Raw genomic sequence first — 20,255 nt, forward strand, 5'->3', positions numbered from 1 at the left:
CTATCCTAATGAAAATACTGGTGACTGGTGGTGCAGGATTTATCGGTTCGCACCTTGTAGAAAGATTGCTCAATCTTGGTCACGAGGTTTCTGTTCTCGACGATCTCAGCACCGGTTCAATGGAGAATCTAGAGAGCACTTCGGACAAGAAAAATCTAGAAGTAATCGAGGGTTCGGTTCTAGATTCTGAATTAGTTTCTAAGCAAGTGGCAAATAGCGACTATGTCTTTCACTTAGCTGCGGCCGTAGGTGTATTTAACATTGTCCAAAAACCACTACAAAGTCTGTCTATTAATCTAACCGGCACAGAAAACGTTCTGTCAGCTGCAGATAAATTCTCGGTGCCTGTTTTAATCGCGAGTAGTAGTGAGATTTATGGGAAAAATACCTCTGATTCTTTGTCTGAAAATAGTGATCGAATTCTTGGAAACCCCCTCACTCTACGTTGGTCTTATAGTGAAGCCAAGGCGATAGATGAATCTTTTGCATACGCTTACTTTGTTGAGAAATCGCTCGAAATTAGGATTGCTCGTTTCTTCAATACGGTCGGCCCACGACAATTGGGAGCATATGGAATGGTAGTACCGCGATTTGTATCGTCAGCACTTGAAAACTCTCCCATCACTATTTATGGAAGTGGGGATCAAAGTCGTTGTTTTATTCACGTCCAGGATGCTGTTGACGCACTAGTTGGAATTGCATTTTCAAAGAATACTATTGGTAGGGCCATTAATATTGGAAACTCCACAGAAATTTCTATATTGAAACTAGCTGAATTCATTAAGCAGCGACTCAAATCCAAAAGTGAAATAGTTTTTCTGGATTACGAAGAGGCTTACGGTAACGGTTTTGAAGACATGCAACGGCGTGTCCCTGATATCACATTAATAAAGCAATTGATTGAATGGGAGCCACAACTTTCTCTGGAAAACATCGTGGATGACATTGCAAAGGCTATGAAACGTTAAAGGTTGAATACTTTTTTTCCCATAATTTTAGAGTTGGTGCAATCTAACAATGGCTTTCGGTCATTGCGAAGTAAGTTTAATTGCATACCAGGTTGATTTGTTGCCAAGATTGCGACATCATAATCCACATTCAAATCAACCGAAGAAGTTCCTTCCCAATTAGCAACAAGGGGATCATGCCAAACCACTTGCGCTCCTAGATCTTCGAGGGCTAATTTTAATTCGCTTGCAGGTGTCTCGCGAACATCTGCCACACCGGGTTTATACGAAACTCCCAGAATCAAGATTTTTGGATTTGTTATTCCTGCTACTAAGCTCAAAGCACGTTGTGCAACGTAGGACGGCATGTTCCTGGAAACTCTGCTGGCTGACTTTGTCAGATCTAATGAGACTCCATTCGAATCTGCCCAACTTGTTAAATACGAATGGTCGACAGGGATACAATGGCCCCCAATCCCAACACCAGGATAAAAAGCCATAAATCCATACGGTTTGGTATTTGCAGCAGCTATTACCTCATACACGGATAAGTCCGCCGCAGAGCATGCTTGAGTTAACTCATCTACCAGTGCGATATTCACGAGCCTGAAGGTGTTTTCTAAAAGCTTTGCCGCTTCAGCTACCTCCGGGGAAGATACAGACACCACAGAGTCACAAATTTGTTGATAGAACCCGACGGCACTTTCCAGTGAATCAGAATCAATACCACCTACCAGCCGCGGTGTATTGCCTTGATTCCAAACCTTATCTCCAGGGTTTACCCTTTCCGGTGCGCACGCAAACTTCAAATCTTTTGATTTGTTCTCCTGGTGTTCCATAATTATGGGGATAATGACATTCCTAAGCGTTCCAGGAAAGGAAGTTGATTCACTAACTAACAGGGTTCCTTTTGCCAAGTATGGGGCAATACTCGTGGCTGCCGATCGCAACATAGACAAATCTGGCTTCAGCGAATCATCTAATGGCGTTGGGACGCAAATGGCGATAACCTTCGCTTGAGAAATTCGCTCAAAGTCAGCTGTTGGCTCATATAGATCTCGTTCTAAAGCTGATTTAATCTCACTACCTTGAATATCCTCAACAGGACTGACGCCTTGTCGGAGTTTCTCAATTTTTCCAAGATCAAGATCTACTCCATAGACTTTCCAACCAGCTTTTACAGCGGACATTGCTAGTGGGAGCCCAACGTATCCCTGTCCAATAATCGCGATTTCATCTGGTTGTCCTTTGGGCATGGGTGTTAGCATACATTTTGAAGGAAAAAAATCACCCAAATAATCTATTTTTTAGGATAATTTGAAAAAATGACTGCTAGTAACTCAAAAATCAAGATCATGCACGTCATTTCTCGCATGAATGTAGGTGGACCTGCGGTTATGATCTCGAACAGTATTCAAATGCTGGATTCTGACATGTTTGAGCAAAAAGTCTTTGCAGGTGAATGCGAATCTGGAGAAGCGGATTACCTCCAAACACACGGTCAAGAAATTGATGTGACGATGGTTAAAGGCCTTGGGAGGAAAATTAATTTAAGAGGAGATTTGTATGCATTGATTTCACTCACTAACGCGATTAAGCGAGATCGGCCGGACATCATTCACACCCATGCATCAAAGGCAGGACTACTTGGGAGAACGGCAGCAGTCTTATCAAGACATAATGTTCATCTAGTGCATACATTTCATGGACATATACTCTTTGGTTATTTTAATAAGTTGAAAACAACGATCTTCGTTTGTATAGAAAGAATACTTGCAAAAAAGACAGATGTACTAATTGCTGTTGGACACAAGGTTGCCGCGGATTTATTGGCTGCCAAAATTGGCAGACCAGATAAATATGTTGTTGTTCATCCAGGTGTTATCCAACCAAAAGAATACTTAAAGAATTTCGCCCATGAACAACTAGGTTTGGATTTTCCGGAAAGCAACTTGGTGTGTGGTTTTTTTGGAAGAGTAACCGGCATCAAAAGACCAGATCGATTCTTGGAGCTCGTGCAAAAATCCTCACAAAGGTCTCTTCCGATTTCATTTTTCATAGCTGGTGAAGGTGATCTTTCCCAATCAATTAGGAGTCAAATCAATGACTTAAATCTTCCAGTTAAATGGTTGGGGTGGCAAGCTGATGTTGGTTTAGTGATGTCAGCATTAGATGTTCTAGTGATTTGCAGTGACAACGAAGGATTACCACTAAGTGCAATTGAAGCTGGTTACATGTCAAAACTAGTGATTGGCACAAATGTTGGTTCTATCTCTGAGGTCATCTCGGATGAAATAACCGGATTCATCACCGAGAGAGAGAGTAATGAGGTCGTAGAAATCCTAGAGCTTCTTCTGCGGAACCAATCAATGCTTAAAGAGATGGGTATCTCTGCTAAGGAAAAAATCGAGAACCAATTTGGTTTATCAAAGTATCTTGCAGAAATGTCAAGACTTTATATCAGTTTGGCTCCTTTTAAACACTGAAAGTTTGGTACTAGCTTCAACAGTAGCAAGGACAATGATTAAAATCAAAATAGATCGATGCCTGACTAATGTACCTAGATTGATTTCTATTAATGCGGATTGGACAGTGAATAAAACGGCAAATAGACACAATCCGAAAAACAGTTGGGGCTTTCTTGGTTTTTTCCTTGTGACGATAAGCAGATACCAAAATAGGATAAAATATGCCAAATACAAAAGTGGGCTCTCTATAGATTGTAAATTCATAAAATAACTTCCGTTATTTGCAAATGGAATTGGAAGAACCAGGAATTTAATTACAGCCAGAACTAGTTGACTCACATTAGTCAGTGACCCGTTCTTGAAAACATTGCTCACCACAGTTGACTCATTCTCAGACTCTCTGACCGATGCCACTTCACTCAGGTGATCTAAAATACCGAGCTTTGAAAGTGTTGATTCCAAAAGTGAGTTTTCATTTAACTGCTCCAATAGTAATTTCAGGGTTTGGCCATTGTCGGCTCCATTCACACCCGAACCAGAACCATTCACACCCGAACCAGAACCATTCACACCCGAACCAGAACCATTCACACCCGAACCAGAACCATTCACACCCGAACCAGAACCATTCACACCCGAACCAGAACCATTCACACCCGATTGGGAAGCTGTCTCAGATAGAATTGCACTACGAGCCCCCGAAATCAATTCCCCTTTTACTCCTGGAAGTGTTAAAAGGGGCGACAGTAAAACTAGAGCCATCAAGACAATATTTCTGTATCCTTTTGACCTTACCAACAGGATTAAAGTTATAAATCCCATAAAAAGTGCAAGTGTGTACAAATAAATTTTTGTTGTTGCCAAACCGTTAACGCTGAGTGCCAAAAGAACAAGATATCTTATTGAATGTTGATCAATCAACTTATGCAGTGACAACCAAATTAAAGTAATCCAAAAAAATATATAACTTTCGCGTAGTCCAAGTGATGTCCAAACAAATATGCTTGGTAAAAACATAAGACCTATAAGCAGTGCGATGTTGGCTCTCCTATAAATATTACCAATTTGTCTAAAAATGATCCAGCAAGTGATGTAGAAGAGGACAGAAGACTGAATTCGAAGTGCTAAATAGTCGGGTATTCCAATAAGCGAAACAAGTTTAGCGGGAAGATATATAAGTTGAAGTAGGGCTGTGCTATTAGTTGGCCAACTAATCTGAGAATGAATGTCAAAAGATCCTGAATATATCTTCCTGAATACTTCAAGGTACCCATCCTCATCGATTCCAAAAGCTGTGATCTTTCCTAGTAAAATCAAGAATAAGAGATGAAAAATGACGTATGCTGAAGTTATCGTAAACCAAACACTGGAGTAAGGATTACTTCTTAAATGGTTGTGTCGCCAAGGTCCAACCATTGCTCTCCCTATGTGAGGTTGTAAAGCGATTATATATGAACCACTCAATTGGAAGTCTTTATGGCCCCCCGATCAAGTGTGTTGAGAAATATTCCTGATAACCTAATTTAGTGAGAGTCTATGTTGCTGGTTCAAGCGGCCTTGTTGGCTCCGCTATCTCTAGAGCTGTTGTTAACAAGGGATACGAGTTGATAGCTTCAAAAAGATCTGAAGTAGACCTCTTTGACTTTTCACAGACGCTCACATTTATTTCAGATACAAAGCCTGATCTTGTCATTGATGCGGCGGCCCGTGTGGGTGGAATCCTGGCTAACCGAGAGCACCCTGTAGATTTTTTGTTAGAGAATTTACGTATCCAAGAAAACTTGATGCGTGCATCAAATCTAGCAAACATTAGTCGGTTCGTGTTTCTAGGCTCTAGCTGTATTTATCCGCGCAATGCGCTTCAACCAATCAAAGAAGAATATTTAATGACTGGCCCACTTGAAGAGACCAATTCAGCATATTCGATAGCAAAAATTGCTGGAGTAGAATTGATTAAGTCATATAGACGCCAATTTGGTAGAAAATGGATTTCTTTGATGCCTACCAATATTTATGGCCCCAATGACAATTTTAATTTAGAAACTTCTCACGTCCTGGCTGCATTAATCCATAAGTTTCTAAGTGCAGCTAATTCTGGCCAAGCATCCGTTACCTTATGGGGAACAGGGAGTGCGCGTCGTGAGTTTCTCCATGCCGACGACTTGGCCCGTGCGGTTTTAGTTGCGGTGGATAAATATGACTCTGAAAGCCACCTCAATGTAGGGACAGGGGAGGACATCTCAATAAAGGAGGTCGCTCAATTAATCGCAAAGATTTCAGGTTATTATGGCGCAATCAAATGGGATCCGACAAAGCCGGATGGAACTCCGCAGAAACTCTTGGAGGTCACTAAAATTAAAAAACTAGGGTGGAATCCCGAAATTAGCCTTGAAGATGGAATTTCATCAACCATGACATGGTTTAAAAGTGCTATCGAAAGAGGTGAGGTAAAAAAGTGAGCCGAAAAGTAGCATTTATCACAGGAATTACAGGTCAAGATGGTTCATATCTAGCTGAATTTTTATTGAGTAAGGACTACGAAGTACATGGTCTCATACGTCGCTCTTCTACCTTCAATACTTCCCGTATCGACCATATATATCAAGATCCTCATACCGAAAATCCGAGATTATTCTTACATTTTGGGGACTTAATAGACGGAGTTGGCCTGACGACTTTAATACGCGAATTGCAACCAACTGAAGTTTACAATTTAGCTGCACAATCTCATGTTCAAGTGTCCTTTTCAATGCCGCAATATACTGGGCAGGTAGACGGTGTGGGCGTAGTCGGAATACTAGAAGCAATTAGATCCGCGGAAGTAAACACTAGATTTTATCAAGCTAGTACATCCGAACTATTTGGCTCTACTCCTCCACCTCAAAATGAAGAGAGCTCTTTTAGGCCTAGAAGTCCTTATGCTGCAGCTAAGTTGATGGCTTATTGGGCAACCGTTAATTACCGTGAAGCATATGGTTTGCATGCAAGTAACGGAATTCTGTTTAATCATGAGTCTCCGCGACGTGGTGAAACATTTGTGACTAGGAAAATATCTCGCGCCGTTGCCGCAATTGCAAAAGGTTCAAAGGAGAAATTGTTTTTAGGAAATCTTGAATCTGTCAGAGATTGGGGGTATGCCAAGGAGTACGTAGAGTCAATGTGGTTAATGCTCCAACAAGATAGTCCATCCGACTATGTAGTTGCCACGGGTGTAGGGGCGAGCGTTCGTGATTTTGCTAAAGCAGCATTTTCGCATGCAGATCTTGACTGGGAGGAACATTTAGAGATTGATAAGAAATATCTTCGCCCGACTGAGGTAGATTCATTGATAGGAGATCCTTCAAAAGCCAAAAAATTGCTCAGGTGGGAGGCCAAAACTAAGTGGCAGGAATTGGCTAAACTGATGGTTGATTCCGATTTACAAAGTAAAAATTAGAGCCGTAAACTTCCTTTCAGGCGGCGGTCAACCACTTCCAAGCTGTACCCTTTGTATGATTTTTAATTCGATTCCAATCGATAGGGGCTTGCTTCAATGCAGAATTTAGAACCTTTAATTGAGCAGCTTGCCTCAGATGCATTCCAAACTTTGCATGCGAAGTCACCGTTTATAGCTGGAATCTCTGCGATTCCTGTAACTGGAAAAGTCTACGGCCGTGAAGAATTAATCGCCGCAACTAAAGCAAGTCTGGAGTTCTGGCTAACCTCCGGTCCATACACCGAAAAATTCGAATCTCGTTTTGCAAAAACTGTTGGAATGCGAAACGCATTCATGGTTAATTCGGGTTCCTCGGCGAATCTTTTAGCTCTTAGTTCTCTTACTAGTCGCGAGCACGGCCGGCGGGCCCTAAATCAAGGGGATGAGGTAATAACGGTTGCCGCAGGCTTTCCTACAACCGTAACGCCAATACTCCAGAATGGTTTGGTACCCGTTTATGTTGATGTGGATCCAGCAACTTACGTGGCAATAGATGAGCAATTGGAGGCTGCAGTTTCTTCAAAGACCAAGGCAGTGATGATGGCACACACTTTGGGGAATCCATTTAATTTAGATTTCGTACAAGATTTAGTGAAGAAACACTCACTTTGGTTAATAGAAGATAGTTGTGACGCACTTGGCGGCACTTATGATGGTCAGAATTTGGGTACTTTTGGAGATCTTTCTACATTTAGCTTTTATCCAGCGCATCATATAACTACAGGTGAGGGTGGAGCTGTTCTGGCAAAAAATGTTGCGCATAAACGGATAGTTGAATCATTCCGTGATTGGGGTCGTGACTGTTGGTGTGCACCTGGGTGTGATAACACATGCTTCAAGAGGTACGAATGGAAACTTGGTGAGCTTCCAGAGGGTTACGACCATAAGTACACATATTCACATCTTGGTTACAATTTAAAGTCTGGAGACATTCAAGCCGCAATTGGTCTGGCTCAATTAGATAGATTGGACTCCTTTGTTGGGTTGAGGCGCCGAAATTGGAATTACCTTTTAGAGGGATTGAAGAGTTTAGAAGATTTCGTCACACTTCCCAAGCCAACTCCAAAAAGCGATCCTTCATGGTTTGGCTTTGCCCTCACCGTCAAGCCATCTTCGCCTAAAACTAGAAATGAGATTGTCCAAGAGTTAAATGAGAGGAAGATCGGCACAAGGCTGTTGTTTGGTGGAAATCTCTTAAGGCAACCTGCGTTTATTGGTACACCAAGGAGAGTGATTGGAAGCCTTGAAAACACCGACCGTATTATGAATGGTACTTTCTGGATAGGCGTTTGGCCTGGCCTCTCGACTGAAATGTTAGATTTTATGATTGAATCAATTTACGAGATTCTAGGGATTAAGCCATGAAAGTTTTGATCCTTGCTGGTGGGTTAGGAACCCGCATTTCTGAAGAAACTGCAGATAAGCCTAAACCTATGGTGACACTGGGTGGTAAACCAATTCTTTGGCACTTAATGAATATTTACGCTAAGCAAGGTCTGAATGAGTTTGTGGTGGCAACTGGATATCGAGGCAATGTAATTTCAGATTGGGTGTCGCGACTAGAGAGTGACTGGAAAATCTCAACTATCGACACTGGTCTTGAAACACAAACAGGTGGTCGTATCAAGTTGTGCATGGATCTATTTCCTGGGGAAAGGGTACTTGCTACTTATGGCGACGGATTAGGTAATGTAAATCTTACAAAACTCATTCAATTTCATGAAAATCATGGTCGATCAGCAACTTTGACTGCTGTCCGACCTCCCGCAAGATTTGGTTACCTAAACACCAAGGATGGGCAGGTCATACACTTTGGTGAAAAGAATCAGAGTGATGCTGGGTGGATAAATGGTGGATTCTTTGTCTTGGAGGCCCATGTCGCAAGCTACATTCACAATCTGAATGAACCTTTTGAAACAGGCGCGCTTCCAAGGCTGACGGAGCATGAACAGTTGATGGCTTATGAACACTTTGGCTTCTGGCAGCCTATGGACACTCTCCGAGAAAAAAATGATCTAGAGAAACTTGCAACCAAAACAATCCCCCCTTGGCTTGAAATTCTGTGACTTTGATGTTTGAAATCGAAAAATCTATTGCAAAAAATTCTCGAAAAACTGCTTTGACCATGGTCCACCATGCTCGAAGCGCACACATCGGTTCGTCACTTTCATTAATTGATATTGCTGTCCAACTCTTCTTGAAATCAACAAGAAACGTCGATGACGTGGTATTAGTCTCAAAGGGCCATGCAGCGGCGGGCGTTTATGCAGTCCTAAATATTCTTGGCATGGTGCCTGATGGATGGATTTCAAACTACTGTACAAATGGTTCGAAATTGGGTGGACATGTAACCTCTACAAACTTACCATTTTTGGAATTGTCTACTGGCTCGCTAGGCCATGGACTTCCATATGGGGTCGGTCGCGCCCTTGGAAAGTCTCGAGCCGGACAAAAAGGGCATGTTTACGTAGTTCTCTCGGATGGTGAGTGCGATGAAGGAAGTAATTGGGAAGCTGCTCTCATCGCTCCACAGTTGAAGTTAAACAATCTGACGGTAATAATTGATAGAAATCGCATACAGTCCCTAGGTGGCACTGAGGAAACAGTTGCCTTGGAACCCCTAGCAAGAAAATGGGAAGCGTTCAATTGGGAAGTCTTTGAGATCGACGGTCATGACTTTAAAGATTTAGCGAAGATAACTCAACACATCAATCAGACGAAGCCAAGGGTTTATATCGCTGAGACGATAAAGGGAAAAGGTGTGAGCTTTATGGAGAATTCAGTGCTTTGGCATTATCGTCCGCCAAATTTTGAAGAACTGAATGCGGCAATCAAGGAATTAGAATGAGAGATACATTCGTCAGGAATTTAATGCGGCTTGCCCATGAAGATCCTGATATTTTTCTAATTGTCGGCGACCTTGGGTATGGCGTAATAGAAGAATTTGCGACAACCTATCCTGGCAGATTCTTGAATGCAGGTATATCGGAACAAAACATGCTGGGCATGGCAGGTGGGTTGGCCGCCACTGGTTATAAAGTCTTTGTCTATTCAATCGCTAACTTTCCTACAATGCGATGTCTAGAGCAAATTCGAAATGATGTTGCATATCATGATTTGAATGTAACGATCGTTTCCGTCGGTGCAGGATTTGCCTACGGAACTCTGGGGTACTCACACTTCGCGGTGGAAGATCTTGCGGTGATGCGCGTTCTACCGAATCTGGAAATCTACTCACCGGGTGACACAATCGAGCTCGAGGTCTTAATGCCCTATATTCTAAAGAAACCAGGACCTAAGTATTTAAGACTGGGGAAAAATGGAGAACCCCCTTTGAGTGATTCGCGATTAACTAACGTAGAAATCCCTCGTCTCTTGAATGAAGGCCAAAAAATTGTAGTACTTAGTACGGGCGGTATAGGAATTGAAGTTGTAAAAGCCATTAATGAATTAACAGCGACGGAAAAAATCCAAGTCTCACATTTTTCAGTGCCGACTCTAAGTTTCAAAAGTATAGGCTCTATCAATCTGCAAAATTATGAAAAAATCATTACAGTAGAGGAACACATACTTGATGGTGGATTTGGAAGCTTTGTTTTGGAATTTCTAGAAACAACTCAGCTCCAGGTTCCCGTGAAAAGAATTGGGATATTACGAACATTCGTTTATGAAATTGGAGATCAACAGTATTTACGTGAATTAGCAAAAATAGACTCACAATCGATAAAAAGGGAAATTGAAATTGGTTTAGGTTTTTAATGACTTTCCAAGATACTCTACAGAATAACCGTATTTTGATCACTGGAGCTTCAGGCTGGATTGGACATGAGTTTTTATGCCAACTGCAAGGCAAGTTCGGAAGACTCGAACATCTCGATTTGACCTGTGCCTCGAGTAAGCAAAAAACGATTTACATTCATGGTGAACCGATTGAGTGTAAATCTCTTACATCCATAACTGATTCGTTCTCCTACGACTTAATCGTTCACTTAGCATTCGTGTTACCAAATCCATCAAAAGCCATTAAGGTTGAGGAATACATCAGGATGAATCAGGAGATTTTAACCTTAACCAAAGATTTGTTTGATCAAAGTCAGAATGCATTGAAACTCATCATGTCGAGTGGTGCGGCATTAGACGGTAGCAATTTTTCTCACTCAGATATCTTGAAAAACTACAGTTTGCTTAAGCAGAATATGGAATCAGTCTTAAGGGATTCAAATAGCTTGGTGGTTCGATTATGGTCTGCAACGGGCCACCATATGCCTTTGGAATCTCATTACGCTTTAGCGGACTTTATTAGAAGGGCCAAGATAAATGAAGATATTTTCATTCAAAATGACGTTCTTCGTTCATATGTTTCTGCGCCTGAAATACTTGAAGCGGCCTTAGATCATTTATACAATGGTGGGCGGGGGATGATTAATTCAGGCGGTTCCGCTATCACTCTTTCAAAGCTAGCAGACATTACGGTTAAAGCCATGAATTCAAATAGTCGTGTTATTGTCAAAAAACTAAGGCCTGACAGCAAATTAGATTACATTTCGCCTGAATCCAAACTATATTTAAACAATTTTAAAAAGCTAAGCTCAATTGAAATTCAAATCTCAGAAATGATTCAGGGGATTTACAAGTCTTGACTCTATGAATTAATCCAGTCTCACAACACCACTAGGTGTTATCAAATCCACTGCAACAATTCCTGACTCACCATCATTTGTTGACGGGTCAATAAACTCAAGATTTGTGCCGTTTAATCCAGCAAGGATCTCTGTTTTAAACCATGAGTCTGATAGTTGATCAGAGTCAGAAATTGTAATCTTTTCAATTGCAGCAACCGCTTTGCCATCTTGTGATGGGTGATCAGCAGTTAGCCATTGAATAAAGAATGGAAGTTCGCGAGACTCGGCAATTTCATTCACTCCGATTTGCTTCCACTTAAGATCGCTTCCATCTGGGCGTGTGCGGTGACCTTCGATTGCACTGCGCCCAAACTTCTCTTCAACCTTTGAAATATTGTCAGTTGCGAAAACCCAGGTTAGCCAACCGCCGCCTTCTTGTGCTTTCTTGCTAACAGCCTTACCCCAAGGAGTTTGCTCTGTTGCAGGATGATCAAGTGGGCAGACAACTTCGATGTATTGACCGTTTTGAAGAGGCAGTGTGAAGTTGCGTGTGCCAAAGCGTGGGTGGACACCACCATCTACGAAGGTGCTGCCGAGTCGTGAGCCAAGGCGTTGAACTGTGTCGGCTAGTTGATCATGGGAAGTTACATATGAGACATGGTCTAAGCGCATGGGTAAATCCTGCCCTATGAAAGGGGGTGGTCGTTACCATTCTGAGCCGCACTTCGAATATTGCTACGAAAATAGCCCTTCCGAGCGTGGAGGGTCGAAATCTTCCCATAAATTCTCCGCTGAATTGATCGAGAGTTTGTCTGACAATCCAAATAGCTGCTCAGGTAGCAAAACTAATCTCAGACTATGGCCGTTGATTATCATCGGGCTTGGTCACGAAATTTTGATTGACCGCCACCAGTGGGGTACTCGCCAAGTTCGCAAGTGCGAGTTTTGTACCTATCAGTCGGCTACCGGGAACAGACAGATGTCCTGAGTCTCTGTATAAGGCAATACCATCCATGGTTGCTAAACAATATTTCTCACAAAGGAGATGATCTAGCCATATTATATTCGTACCTTGGTTTTCAACTCTCTGAATAAAACTAATTGTGCTTCCTCTGGCCTTGATCCAATCAGACTTTAAAAAGTCACAATCTCTAATTGATTGGTGTAAAGTCACTTTTCTCAAAACACATTTTCCAAGATCAGAATCATTGGTTGGTGGTGGTGAGATGATAACTACATGGTAACCCAAAGACTCTATTTCTTTAATTGATTTCTGAAAAATCTCTTCAGCAACATTTGCGCCTACCAATCTATTTGACAATCTATACTTTCTACCTTGTTCAACAAATTGAACAAATGGTGACGAAACAACTACTGTCGCTAATGCATATTTGCGGGAAGAAAATAACTCACGGACCTCCCCATTGAATTCTTTGCAATCTCTCGAATTTGGAAATCGACCAAATGAATCTGAAATTTCTAAGTCAAAAACCGGAGTACAGCTGGAAAACGTAGCTTGAAAGATGCCGATCTTTGGATTTGAAGCATTTATTCCATCAACCAAATGCATCGCATAAGAATCACCCCAGACGATGAATCGTACATTGTCACCTGATTGACATTCAGTATAATCCAAGTTCTTTGAATCACATTTAGGTGATAAGCCAACATTTGGGCGTAGGTCACTTTGTAATTCTTGTATTTTCGGTCTCAAATCTTCCCTAAGTAAATAACCTCCCGAGAACATTTGAACTCCGGACAAAAATGTAATTGAAGTTGCAATGATCAGAATGCCGGAGAGAAATCCTCTATCTGAAGCGAAGGTTTTTCTAAAGGGCATTTCTATGTACTTCCAGGTTAAGAATGACACACTGATAAGAACAAACAACATAAAAGCCAATGAACTTATATGTGTTTGATGAATCCCTGCTTGGATACCAAATGCAATAATTGGCTGGTGCCAAAGATAAAGGCTGTAACTGATATCGCCTAAAAATACAAAAGGTTTTTGCAAAGTTAGCATTCTTAAATTACTCGCTGGCTTCATTTCTCCTAACTTCAGCAAAATTGTCGTGGCGATTAGTGTTGTAAACAATCCGGGAAGGGGAATTGAAGTACTTTCATCAATCAATATCACTTGGTAAGTCAAGACAAACCAAAGCAGTATTCGAATTAGGCTTGCATGTTGCATTAGCAAGGGTAATTTGTATTTTCCTGGCAAAACTGTGGCCAGAACACCAAAGAAGAATTCGAAAACACGCGATGGGGCTAGAAAAAATGCTGCAATCGGTGAAACGCGAGATAGCCAGAATGAAAGAATAATTCCTATAAGAAGGACAAAAAAAGTGGTAACGCCCTTTTTCCGTAATTTAAAGACTATAATTGCAAAAATTGGAAACAACAAGTAAAACTGCTCTTCAACGCCAAGCGACCAAGTATGGAGAAGAGGGTTTTCAGCCTCGCTTGGATTAAAATAATTTATGCTCCTCCAGAAATAGATGTTAGAAACCATAAACAATGCCGATATTGTGGACTTACTGTGTTTGATTGTCTCCGGTGGTGGGGTAAAAAACATTGACAAAAGCAATGAAATAGAAATTACAAAAAGAAAAGCTGGAAGAATTCTCCTAGCCCGCTTTAAATAGAAATCGCCTAAAGAGAATTTTCCAAGACTTATTCCACGAAGAATAATTCCAGAAATTAGATACCCGCTTATTACAAAGAAGATATCTACACCAATAAAACCTCCGTCAAATCCACTAACGCCGAAGTGATCCAAGATTACGATTCCGACCGCAAATGCTCTAAGGCACTGGATATCAACTCTTTTTAGGGCCACTCATGTATAGTATCTGAGGGGATCAACGATGAAAATGAACGGAATTCATGACACATAAATTCTGGAATCTGAGTCTCGCGGAGCAGCGCGAAGGTGACCTTGAGTTCTACGGAGAAGACTCTAAAGAGATACCTAAATTAACTCATGGGGCATCCCTTGAAAGTGAATTGAATTTAGACCCAATTAATATTGGAATGTCAATAGCGGGTTCGTGGGCTAGTTATAACCCAATTAAACAAAGTTTAATCACGTCAGTTAATTTCACTGGTGCATACCATGATACTTCTGGAAACTTCTCTAGCAGTATCTCGAATCTACTCGGCCTCTCTGGTAAATCCGCTATGTTAGATTCAGATTCGACTCGAGTTTTCCTCTCTAAACGGAATGGTTCCCCTGTCCAACCACTTGCCTGCAAGACACCTTTTTCTAATGTAAGTTTTGCAACCGCATTAACGAGTTATTCATATCAGCCCGAAGATAGATTGAAAATTTCGCGTACGGCACTAAATGACTTGGGTAACCTGCCAGAAATTTCCTTACTTGATTCATTCCTTGAGACTGCAGCGCTCTACGAAAAGCAGTACTCTAAAGTAGGAGTGCTTTTCAGTGGGGGTAAAGATTCTTTAGCTGTGGCTTTGGCCTTGAGATCAGCCATGGGGCCAGAGAGAGTTATTTGCATATATGTATTAACTGACGGTATTGAAAGTGGCGGAAGCCTTGAACAAGCAAGGCTTGTTGCCAAGGAATATGGGTTTGAATTAGAGATTATCTCAAGTAGTTTCGGTTGGCCCTCAGATAATCCATCAGATGTCCAAGAAATTCTAGATTCCATGAAGCATCGAATCATGTCTCCTTTTGAATATCAATTTTCTGTAAAGATGAAACTTGATTGCCTAGTATCAGGTCAAAATATGGATTCAGTATTGTCTCTCGCCATACCCAAGCCCCCACAATTTGGGTGGATGTCAGAACCTGGTTACCGAAATTTTCTGATTCATCGCATCGTTCTTGGTTTGCCATATACATCGTTTTTTGCAAAGTCACCTATATTGGATTCTTCACTTACAGGATTAATAAATCTTCGTAGCAAATTGCTAAGAAGCAAAAAACGTGCAGAACGTTGGGGTTCAAATTTAAATGAACACGTGTCTCGACTTGCAATGGCTTCAGAATGGACCGATCCTGAATGGGAAAATCGAATTCCAGATATCGAAGCTTCGGCTGACCTAATCTCAAGCATCATTCAAGGTCGTGGCGATATTCAACTCCACGATACGGTGAGAAAATCTTGGTATTACTTACACCCAGGTATGGCCGTGCATATGATGGGGGTACCAAACTCCCTAGGCCTGAACTCGAGATCTTTTGTAACTGAAACTCCATTTTTAAAACATTGGATAAAACCTGTTCCAATAAAGAATATATTTAACAAGAAACCGCTTGAAGATGTTATTTATCAAATTTCTGGGATCCCCTGGAGAAATGTGGCAAAAAGTGGTTTCTCATTAGATCGAGGTATTGATGGTGGAAACGAGATTAGCAAGCAATTCTTCAATATACTTTCGTCGGAAAAACTCGCAATTTATGATCACGTAAATGGGGCTGAATTTACTGATTTAATCAAATCTAAGATCGAATTTTCGAATTTGGGTCTTAGTTCAAAAAAAGTTGGAGTGACTTTTCGTGAGTCTAACTATACTGTAGTTTTTAACCTGGCTGCTAGACTTACCAACCTTGAGCTTATTCTTCGGAATGCTTGAAGTGATTAATGTTTGGAATTTCACTTGAGGTGGAGAGAATCGCGTGAAAGAATCGAAATCAATTGTAATTATTCCAACCTTCAATGAATCCCTAACCATTGAAGGTTTGATAGTCGATCTATGCGACTTACAGGCTAATGTGCATATTCTTATAATCGATGATGGGTCCCCGGATGGGACCGCAAATATATGCAAGAGATTGGCAGTTGAGAACCCAATCGGAAAGATTAGTGTTATTGAGAATAGTTCAAAAAATGGCTTGGGGGCTGCCTACCGGCAAGGTTTTGAGTATGCCGTGAGTAAATACGACTATATCTTTCAAATGGACGCCGACAGATCACATGAAGTCGCTGACCTAATGTCGATTTATAGGAAAATTACGTGCGAACCTAATGTTGGCTTGGCATTGGGCTCAAGGTGGATAGAGGGTGGGAATGTCAAGGATTGGTCCTTTTTTCGAATTTATCTATCTAGATTTGCAAACAGATTTGCTTCCTCAGCGCTGATGACTAATCTGTCAGACTCCACATCTGGATTGAGAGGCTATAGAGCTTCTGCTCTAAGTATCATCCCTTTCTCCGCAACGGAATCAAATGGTTATTGCTTTCAAATAGAAATGACCAAACTCATGCTCGAAACAAACTTTGATATCGTCGAAGTACCGATTTCATTCACCGAAAGAAAACTAGGAAGTTCAAAAATGGACTCGAAGATCGTTTGGGAAGCACTAAATATAGTTGCAAAATGGTGGTTATTGAATAGAAAAAAATCACTTTTCAGCAAATGGGGTTAATCACAGTGCATCGTTCTGTAGGTAATCGGATAGACTTGGATTATGCTGGAGATATTACTAAAGACAAGTAGACTAGTTGGTGCTCGAACTAGGACTCGATTAATCGCACTTACAGCTTTCCAATCTTTACTAAATTTCTTAGATCTTGCCGCCATAATTGGTCTAGGCTTTCTAGGGAAGTTCGTGAGTTCTCCGCCCGAAGTGCAGGAGAGTTTACTACCCAATTTTCTGCAGAAATCCTCTCTTTCCCAATCACCTGATGGCTCCGTATTTATAATTGGGCTGAGCGTCTTACTGCTTTTTCTCCTTAAGAATATAACTTACTTGGTTGTTTCTAAAGAAATCTTCAAAGCCATCCAAACTGGTCAGAATGAGACTAATAACATGCTTGTTGATAAGTTGTTCTCAACGAATTATTCAAATGTGCGGAGTCAAAATCCTCATCACATCGCATATTTTCTTAGCAATGGACTGTCAGGGATCTACATTGGAATTCTCGCAACACTAATTGCTTTAATTTCAGAAATTACCTTGTTAATAATTCTTTTCTCGTTCTTAGTTAGTTTAGACTGGATTTCATCTTTACTTGCTTTTGCCTACTTTTGTTCAATTTTGGTTCTATTAAACCTTGTCTTTCTGAAGAGAATTTCCAAATTAGCCCTTGATTCTATGGAATCTTCAGTAAAGGCTCGAGAGCTATTGATGGAGTTTATCAAACTCTTTAGAGAAATAAGGATTTCAGGCAACTCGTTCTGGTTCAAGACTCAGTACATTGGAACAAAAAAGGTAGGCATAGACGCCGAAAGCAAATACTCTTGGTTCCAGCAAATTCCAAAAGCAGTAATAGAGACTTCTCTAATTATTGGTATCTTCCTTGTCATAGTTATGGTTAATGCTTTTTTCCCTGAAGAGTCAAGGCTTTCTGTCATTGCCATTTATTCAGGTGTTGCAATCCGACTTATGCCCTCTTTGTTGAAAATTCAAAACAGTGTTTTTACTTTAAAGAATTCATTGCCTGGGTGTGAATCTACTTTTAGCACTCTAAAGCAGATTGAAGATTCTAGAGAAAGTAGCTTTCCTCTTAGTGATGGATCTGCTGCTTTCAATCCATTAGCGCCTGATTTCACCGCGTCTATTGAACTTCTCGGCGTAACTTACTCTTATCCCGATAGACCAAGCAATCCAGTTCTTAATGACATAAATCTAAGATTTTATCCAGGCGAGAGAGTTGTAATTTGCGGCCCGTCTGGCAGTGGAAAATCAACATTAACGGACGTTCTTCTGGGTCTACTAAAGCCTGATGTCGGATCTGTGCGAATTAATGGAGTCGAATCTCAAGAAAGTATTTTCCAGGATCAATACTTTGTAGCTTACTTGCCACAGGACACCACTCTTTTCCCTGGAACTATTTTGGACAACCTAATGTTCGGTGCTAAAAATCGGGTTGACATTGAATCCAATTTAGATAGAACATTAGAAGTTGCCCAATTAACTTCGTTCATAGATAGCCTACCTCTTGGTCTAAATACAGTTGTTGGAACGGGTTCGTTACAATTAAGTGTTGGGCAGAGGCAAAGGATTGGAATTGCTCGACTACTGTTACAAAATCCAAAAGTAATCGTCATGGATGAGGTTACAAGTAGTCTTGATGCTCTGACTGAGAATGCATTTGTAGACTCTTTATCTAAATTCGACCAAGATACCTTGCTGATCTATGTAGCCCATAGGCTAAATGTTATTCCCAACTTTAACAGAGTGATTTACATGGAAAATGGCCAAATAATCAGTGATGGTTCTTTGCAAGAGGCGATAAAGACTTCGAAAAATTTCCAAGAATCAGCAAGCCTCTTCGGAGTAAAAGATATAGACTAACGTCTATTCATGAGTCTTGGTAATTTACGATGGAAATGAAAATTCATTCTTTGAATTTGTAAACGAAGATTTTTTTTGGGTTTTGATTTAATTCGTTTGCCAAATAGTTCATAATCCCTTGATTGATCATCGTATTTTACGTATTCGTAAATTTGACCATAATTCACATTCCAAGATCCATATTTGATTGCATTTAAAATCGGTTTTGGCGTAAGGTTTTGCCGAAGTAAGTTCTTCAATTCTCTAAAATCCTTCGGCTCATAAACAGAATTTAGACCCATATATCCGCATGGTCCGGCGACGACTGAGGTCTTGCCATAATAGGTCGCCTCGATTCCAAGCGTAGATCCAAAGGTGAGTACCAAATCTGCCTGGAGAAGAAGCTGATAGGAATCAACATTACTCTCTGGCTCGAACTGTAAAACATCATGATCAGATGAAAGAATTTCCTTCATCCTCCGCCGTTCATGTTTTCCTGCGTTCACTAAGTTTGGGTGCCACCTGATAATAATTTCGTAGTCTTCCAAAATATTTGAGTCATGAATTAATGTGTTCAACAAATTATATGGGTCACGAAAATCATTTGGTACTTCGACTCCTGAGGCTGCGATCCACTCCCAATAGCTGCTTGTAAAGATGACGAGCTTTTTTCTGTCAGTGTGAAAGTAGTCAACATTATTCGTCTCAAAATTTCCCCCAAACCACTGAGCTGCTAAATCAGTTTGTCCGGTATATCTCTGGCGGTAGAAGAAATCGCTCCCGTCCTTAAAGTATTTGTTCTTTAGCTCCCCAACGGTGTTTTTCTCGTAGTAATCTTCAATTAATTGCATCCTTATTCTTGTTGAATGGATTCCCCCTTCTGGAAATATTGCGTATTTCTCTGGGGTACTCCCTGAGATGTGACTAAACACTCTTTTCCCTTCTGAAATTCCCGCATAAAGCACCGGTCCATCACATCCTCTACGACCGTTCCAGACATAGACTTCGTCAATATCACTTTCGCGAATAATACTTAGAGTTTTTTTGTATAGTTTAACTGCGGATAAAATCTCTCGCTTACCACGCTTTTGCAGTATTGATTCTTCGACATATATATCCTGTAGCTCATCAACTAATTGTGAAAGTACCATTTTGCCAATTGGTACACCTTCATATTCAAAATCTCTAAAGCCTTCAAAATTGGTCGGCATCTCTTGGATATCGCATTCTTCCGACAAGTTCAAAATCAAATGATTCACATTCAATGGTAACAAATTCGATTTTGAGTAGGTGGTCTGTTGTGAACAGAGGTTGCAAACGAATTTATCTTTTGTTGGGTTTGCTGGGCATGATGCCAAATCGCCTAGACAGCTCAACAAGAATACTTCGTGGCCGCTATGAACCAGACTATTCACAATCTCTATGGTTTCTGCGTGGTGCACCGACCATAAAGGCACGTGCGAATAAACAAGGACTTTCTTACTCTGTGACATTATCTTG

At 40.9% G+C, this 20,255-nt stretch carries 17 protein-coding genes; 12 read left to right on the forward strand and 5 right to left on the reverse strand.

Annotated elements, in window-relative coordinates; genetic code table 11:
• The first annotated feature begins 8 nt into the window (after nucleotides 1-8).
• Nucleotides 9-968, forward strand: coding sequence for a GDP-mannose 4,6-dehydratase (locus A7sIIA15_RS06655; protein ID WP_095686345.1), 960 nt, complete (start codon nucleotides 9-11; stop codon nucleotides 966-968).
• On the opposite strand, the gene A7sIIA15_RS06660 is transcribed toward A7sIIA15_RS06655, so the two are convergent.
• Nucleotides 965-2,203, reverse strand: coding sequence for a nucleotide sugar dehydrogenase (locus A7sIIA15_RS06660; RefSeq protein ID WP_190279135.1), 1,239 nt, complete (start codon nucleotides 2,201-2,203; stop codon nucleotides 965-967). The genes A7sIIA15_RS06655 and A7sIIA15_RS06660 overlap by 4 nt on opposite strands.
• A gap of 69 nt (nucleotides 2,204-2,272) precedes the next feature.
• Here A7sIIA15_RS06660 and A7sIIA15_RS06665 point away from each other — a divergent pair, with 69 nt between their 5' ends.
• Complete coding sequence (locus A7sIIA15_RS06665; protein ID WP_095686347.1) at nucleotides 2,273-3,433, forward strand: glycosyltransferase; 1,161 nt, start codon at nucleotides 2,273-2,275, stop codon at nucleotides 3,431-3,433.
• On the opposite strand, the gene A7sIIA15_RS07130 is transcribed toward A7sIIA15_RS06665, so the two are convergent.
• Nucleotides 3,395-4,732 (reverse strand): hypothetical protein, encoded by a 1,338-nt coding sequence (locus A7sIIA15_RS07130; protein ID WP_190279136.1) that lies wholly within the window; start codon nucleotides 4,730-4,732, stop codon nucleotides 3,395-3,397. The two genes, A7sIIA15_RS06665 and A7sIIA15_RS07130, sit on opposite strands and share 39 nt — an antisense overlap.
• Nucleotides 4,733-4,941: 209 nt before the next feature.
• Between A7sIIA15_RS07130 and A7sIIA15_RS06675 the strand changes: the two genes are divergently transcribed.
• The 7 genes from A7sIIA15_RS06675 (at nucleotide 4,942) to A7sIIA15_RS06705 (ending at nucleotide 11,530) form a co-directional block, all read left to right on the forward strand.
• Nucleotides 4,942-5,874, forward strand: coding sequence for a GDP-L-fucose synthase family protein (locus A7sIIA15_RS06675; RefSeq protein ID WP_095686349.1), 933 nt, complete (start codon nucleotides 4,942-4,944; stop codon nucleotides 5,872-5,874).
• Complete coding sequence (gmd, locus tag A7sIIA15_RS06680) at nucleotides 5,871-6,851, forward strand: GDP-mannose 4,6-dehydratase (protein ID WP_095686350.1); 981 nt, start codon at nucleotides 5,871-5,873, stop codon at nucleotides 6,849-6,851. Before A7sIIA15_RS06675 ends, gmd begins: the two co-directional genes overlap by 4 nt.
• 96 nt (nucleotides 6,852-6,947) lie before the next feature.
• Nucleotides 6,948-8,255, forward strand: coding sequence for a lipopolysaccharide biosynthesis protein RfbH (gene rfbH / locus A7sIIA15_RS06685; protein WP_095686351.1), 1,308 nt, complete (start codon nucleotides 6,948-6,950; stop codon nucleotides 8,253-8,255).
• The gene (locus A7sIIA15_RS06690; protein WP_095686352.1) at nucleotides 8,252-8,956 is read left to right on the forward strand and encodes a sugar phosphate nucleotidyltransferase; all 705 of its coding nucleotides are present in this window, start codon (nucleotides 8,252-8,254) and stop codon (nucleotides 8,954-8,956) included. The genes rfbH and A7sIIA15_RS06690 overlap by 4 nt, the downstream gene beginning before the upstream one ends.
• Nucleotides 8,957-8,961: 5 nt before the next feature.
• Nucleotides 8,962-9,738 (forward strand): transketolase, encoded by a 777-nt coding sequence (locus A7sIIA15_RS06695; RefSeq protein ID WP_095686477.1) that lies wholly within the window; start codon nucleotides 8,962-8,964, stop codon nucleotides 9,736-9,738.
• A complete protein-coding gene (locus A7sIIA15_RS06700; protein WP_095686353.1) occupies nucleotides 9,735-10,649 on the forward strand; it encodes a transketolase family protein in 915 nt (304 codons plus the stop codon). Before A7sIIA15_RS06695 ends, A7sIIA15_RS06700 begins: the two co-directional genes overlap by 4 nt.
• Nucleotides 10,649-11,530 (forward strand): NAD-dependent epimerase/dehydratase family protein, encoded by an 882-nt coding sequence (locus A7sIIA15_RS06705; protein ID WP_095686354.1) that lies wholly within the window; start codon nucleotides 10,649-10,651, stop codon nucleotides 11,528-11,530. The genes A7sIIA15_RS06700 and A7sIIA15_RS06705 overlap by 1 nt, the downstream gene beginning before the upstream one ends.
• A 9-nt stretch (nucleotides 11,531-11,539) precedes the next feature.
• On the opposite strand, the gene A7sIIA15_RS06710 is transcribed toward A7sIIA15_RS06705, so the two are convergent.
• Nucleotides 11,540-12,184, reverse strand: coding sequence for a VOC family protein (locus A7sIIA15_RS06710; RefSeq protein ID WP_095686355.1), 645 nt, complete (start codon nucleotides 12,182-12,184; stop codon nucleotides 11,540-11,542).
• 184 nt (nucleotides 12,185-12,368) lie between these two features.
• Nucleotides 12,369-14,351, reverse strand: a complete 1,983-nt coding sequence (locus A7sIIA15_RS06715; protein ID WP_095686356.1) for an acyltransferase family protein — start codon at nucleotides 14,349-14,351, stop codon at nucleotides 12,369-12,371.
• 47 nt (nucleotides 14,352-14,398) lie between these two features.
• Between A7sIIA15_RS06715 and A7sIIA15_RS06720 the strand changes: the two genes are divergently transcribed.
• The 3 genes from A7sIIA15_RS06720 to A7sIIA15_RS06730 are packed head-to-tail and all read left to right on the forward strand — an operon-like array spanning nucleotide 14,399 to nucleotide 18,776.
• Nucleotides 14,399-16,111, forward strand: a complete 1,713-nt coding sequence (locus tag A7sIIA15_RS06720; protein ID WP_095686357.1) for a hypothetical protein — start codon at nucleotides 14,399-14,401, stop codon at nucleotides 16,109-16,111.
• 43 nt (nucleotides 16,112-16,154) lie between these two features.
• Entirely contained in the window at nucleotides 16,155-16,904 is a 750-nt protein-coding gene (locus tag A7sIIA15_RS06725) for a polyprenol monophosphomannose synthase (protein ID WP_095686358.1), read from the forward strand.
• Between the two features lie 42 nt (nucleotides 16,905-16,946).
• Nucleotides 16,947-18,776 (forward strand): ATP-binding cassette domain-containing protein, encoded by a 1,830-nt coding sequence (locus tag A7sIIA15_RS06730; RefSeq protein WP_095686359.1) that lies wholly within the window; start codon nucleotides 16,947-16,949, stop codon nucleotides 18,774-18,776.
• Here the strand turns inward: A7sIIA15_RS06730 and A7sIIA15_RS06735 are convergent.
• On the reverse strand, nucleotides 18,773-20,248 hold the full coding sequence (locus A7sIIA15_RS06735; protein ID WP_150123732.1) for a glycosyltransferase family protein: 1,476 nt from the start codon (nucleotides 20,246-20,248) through the stop codon (nucleotides 18,773-18,775). The genes A7sIIA15_RS06730 and A7sIIA15_RS06735 overlap by 4 nt on opposite strands.
• Between the last annotated feature and the right edge of the window lie 7 nt (nucleotides 20,249-20,255).

The organism is Candidatus Planktophila vernalis, assembly GCF_002288185.1.
In the GTDB taxonomy this organism is placed as follows: Bacteria; Actinomycetota; Actinomycetes; order Nanopelagicales; family Nanopelagicaceae; genus Planktophila; species Planktophila vernalis.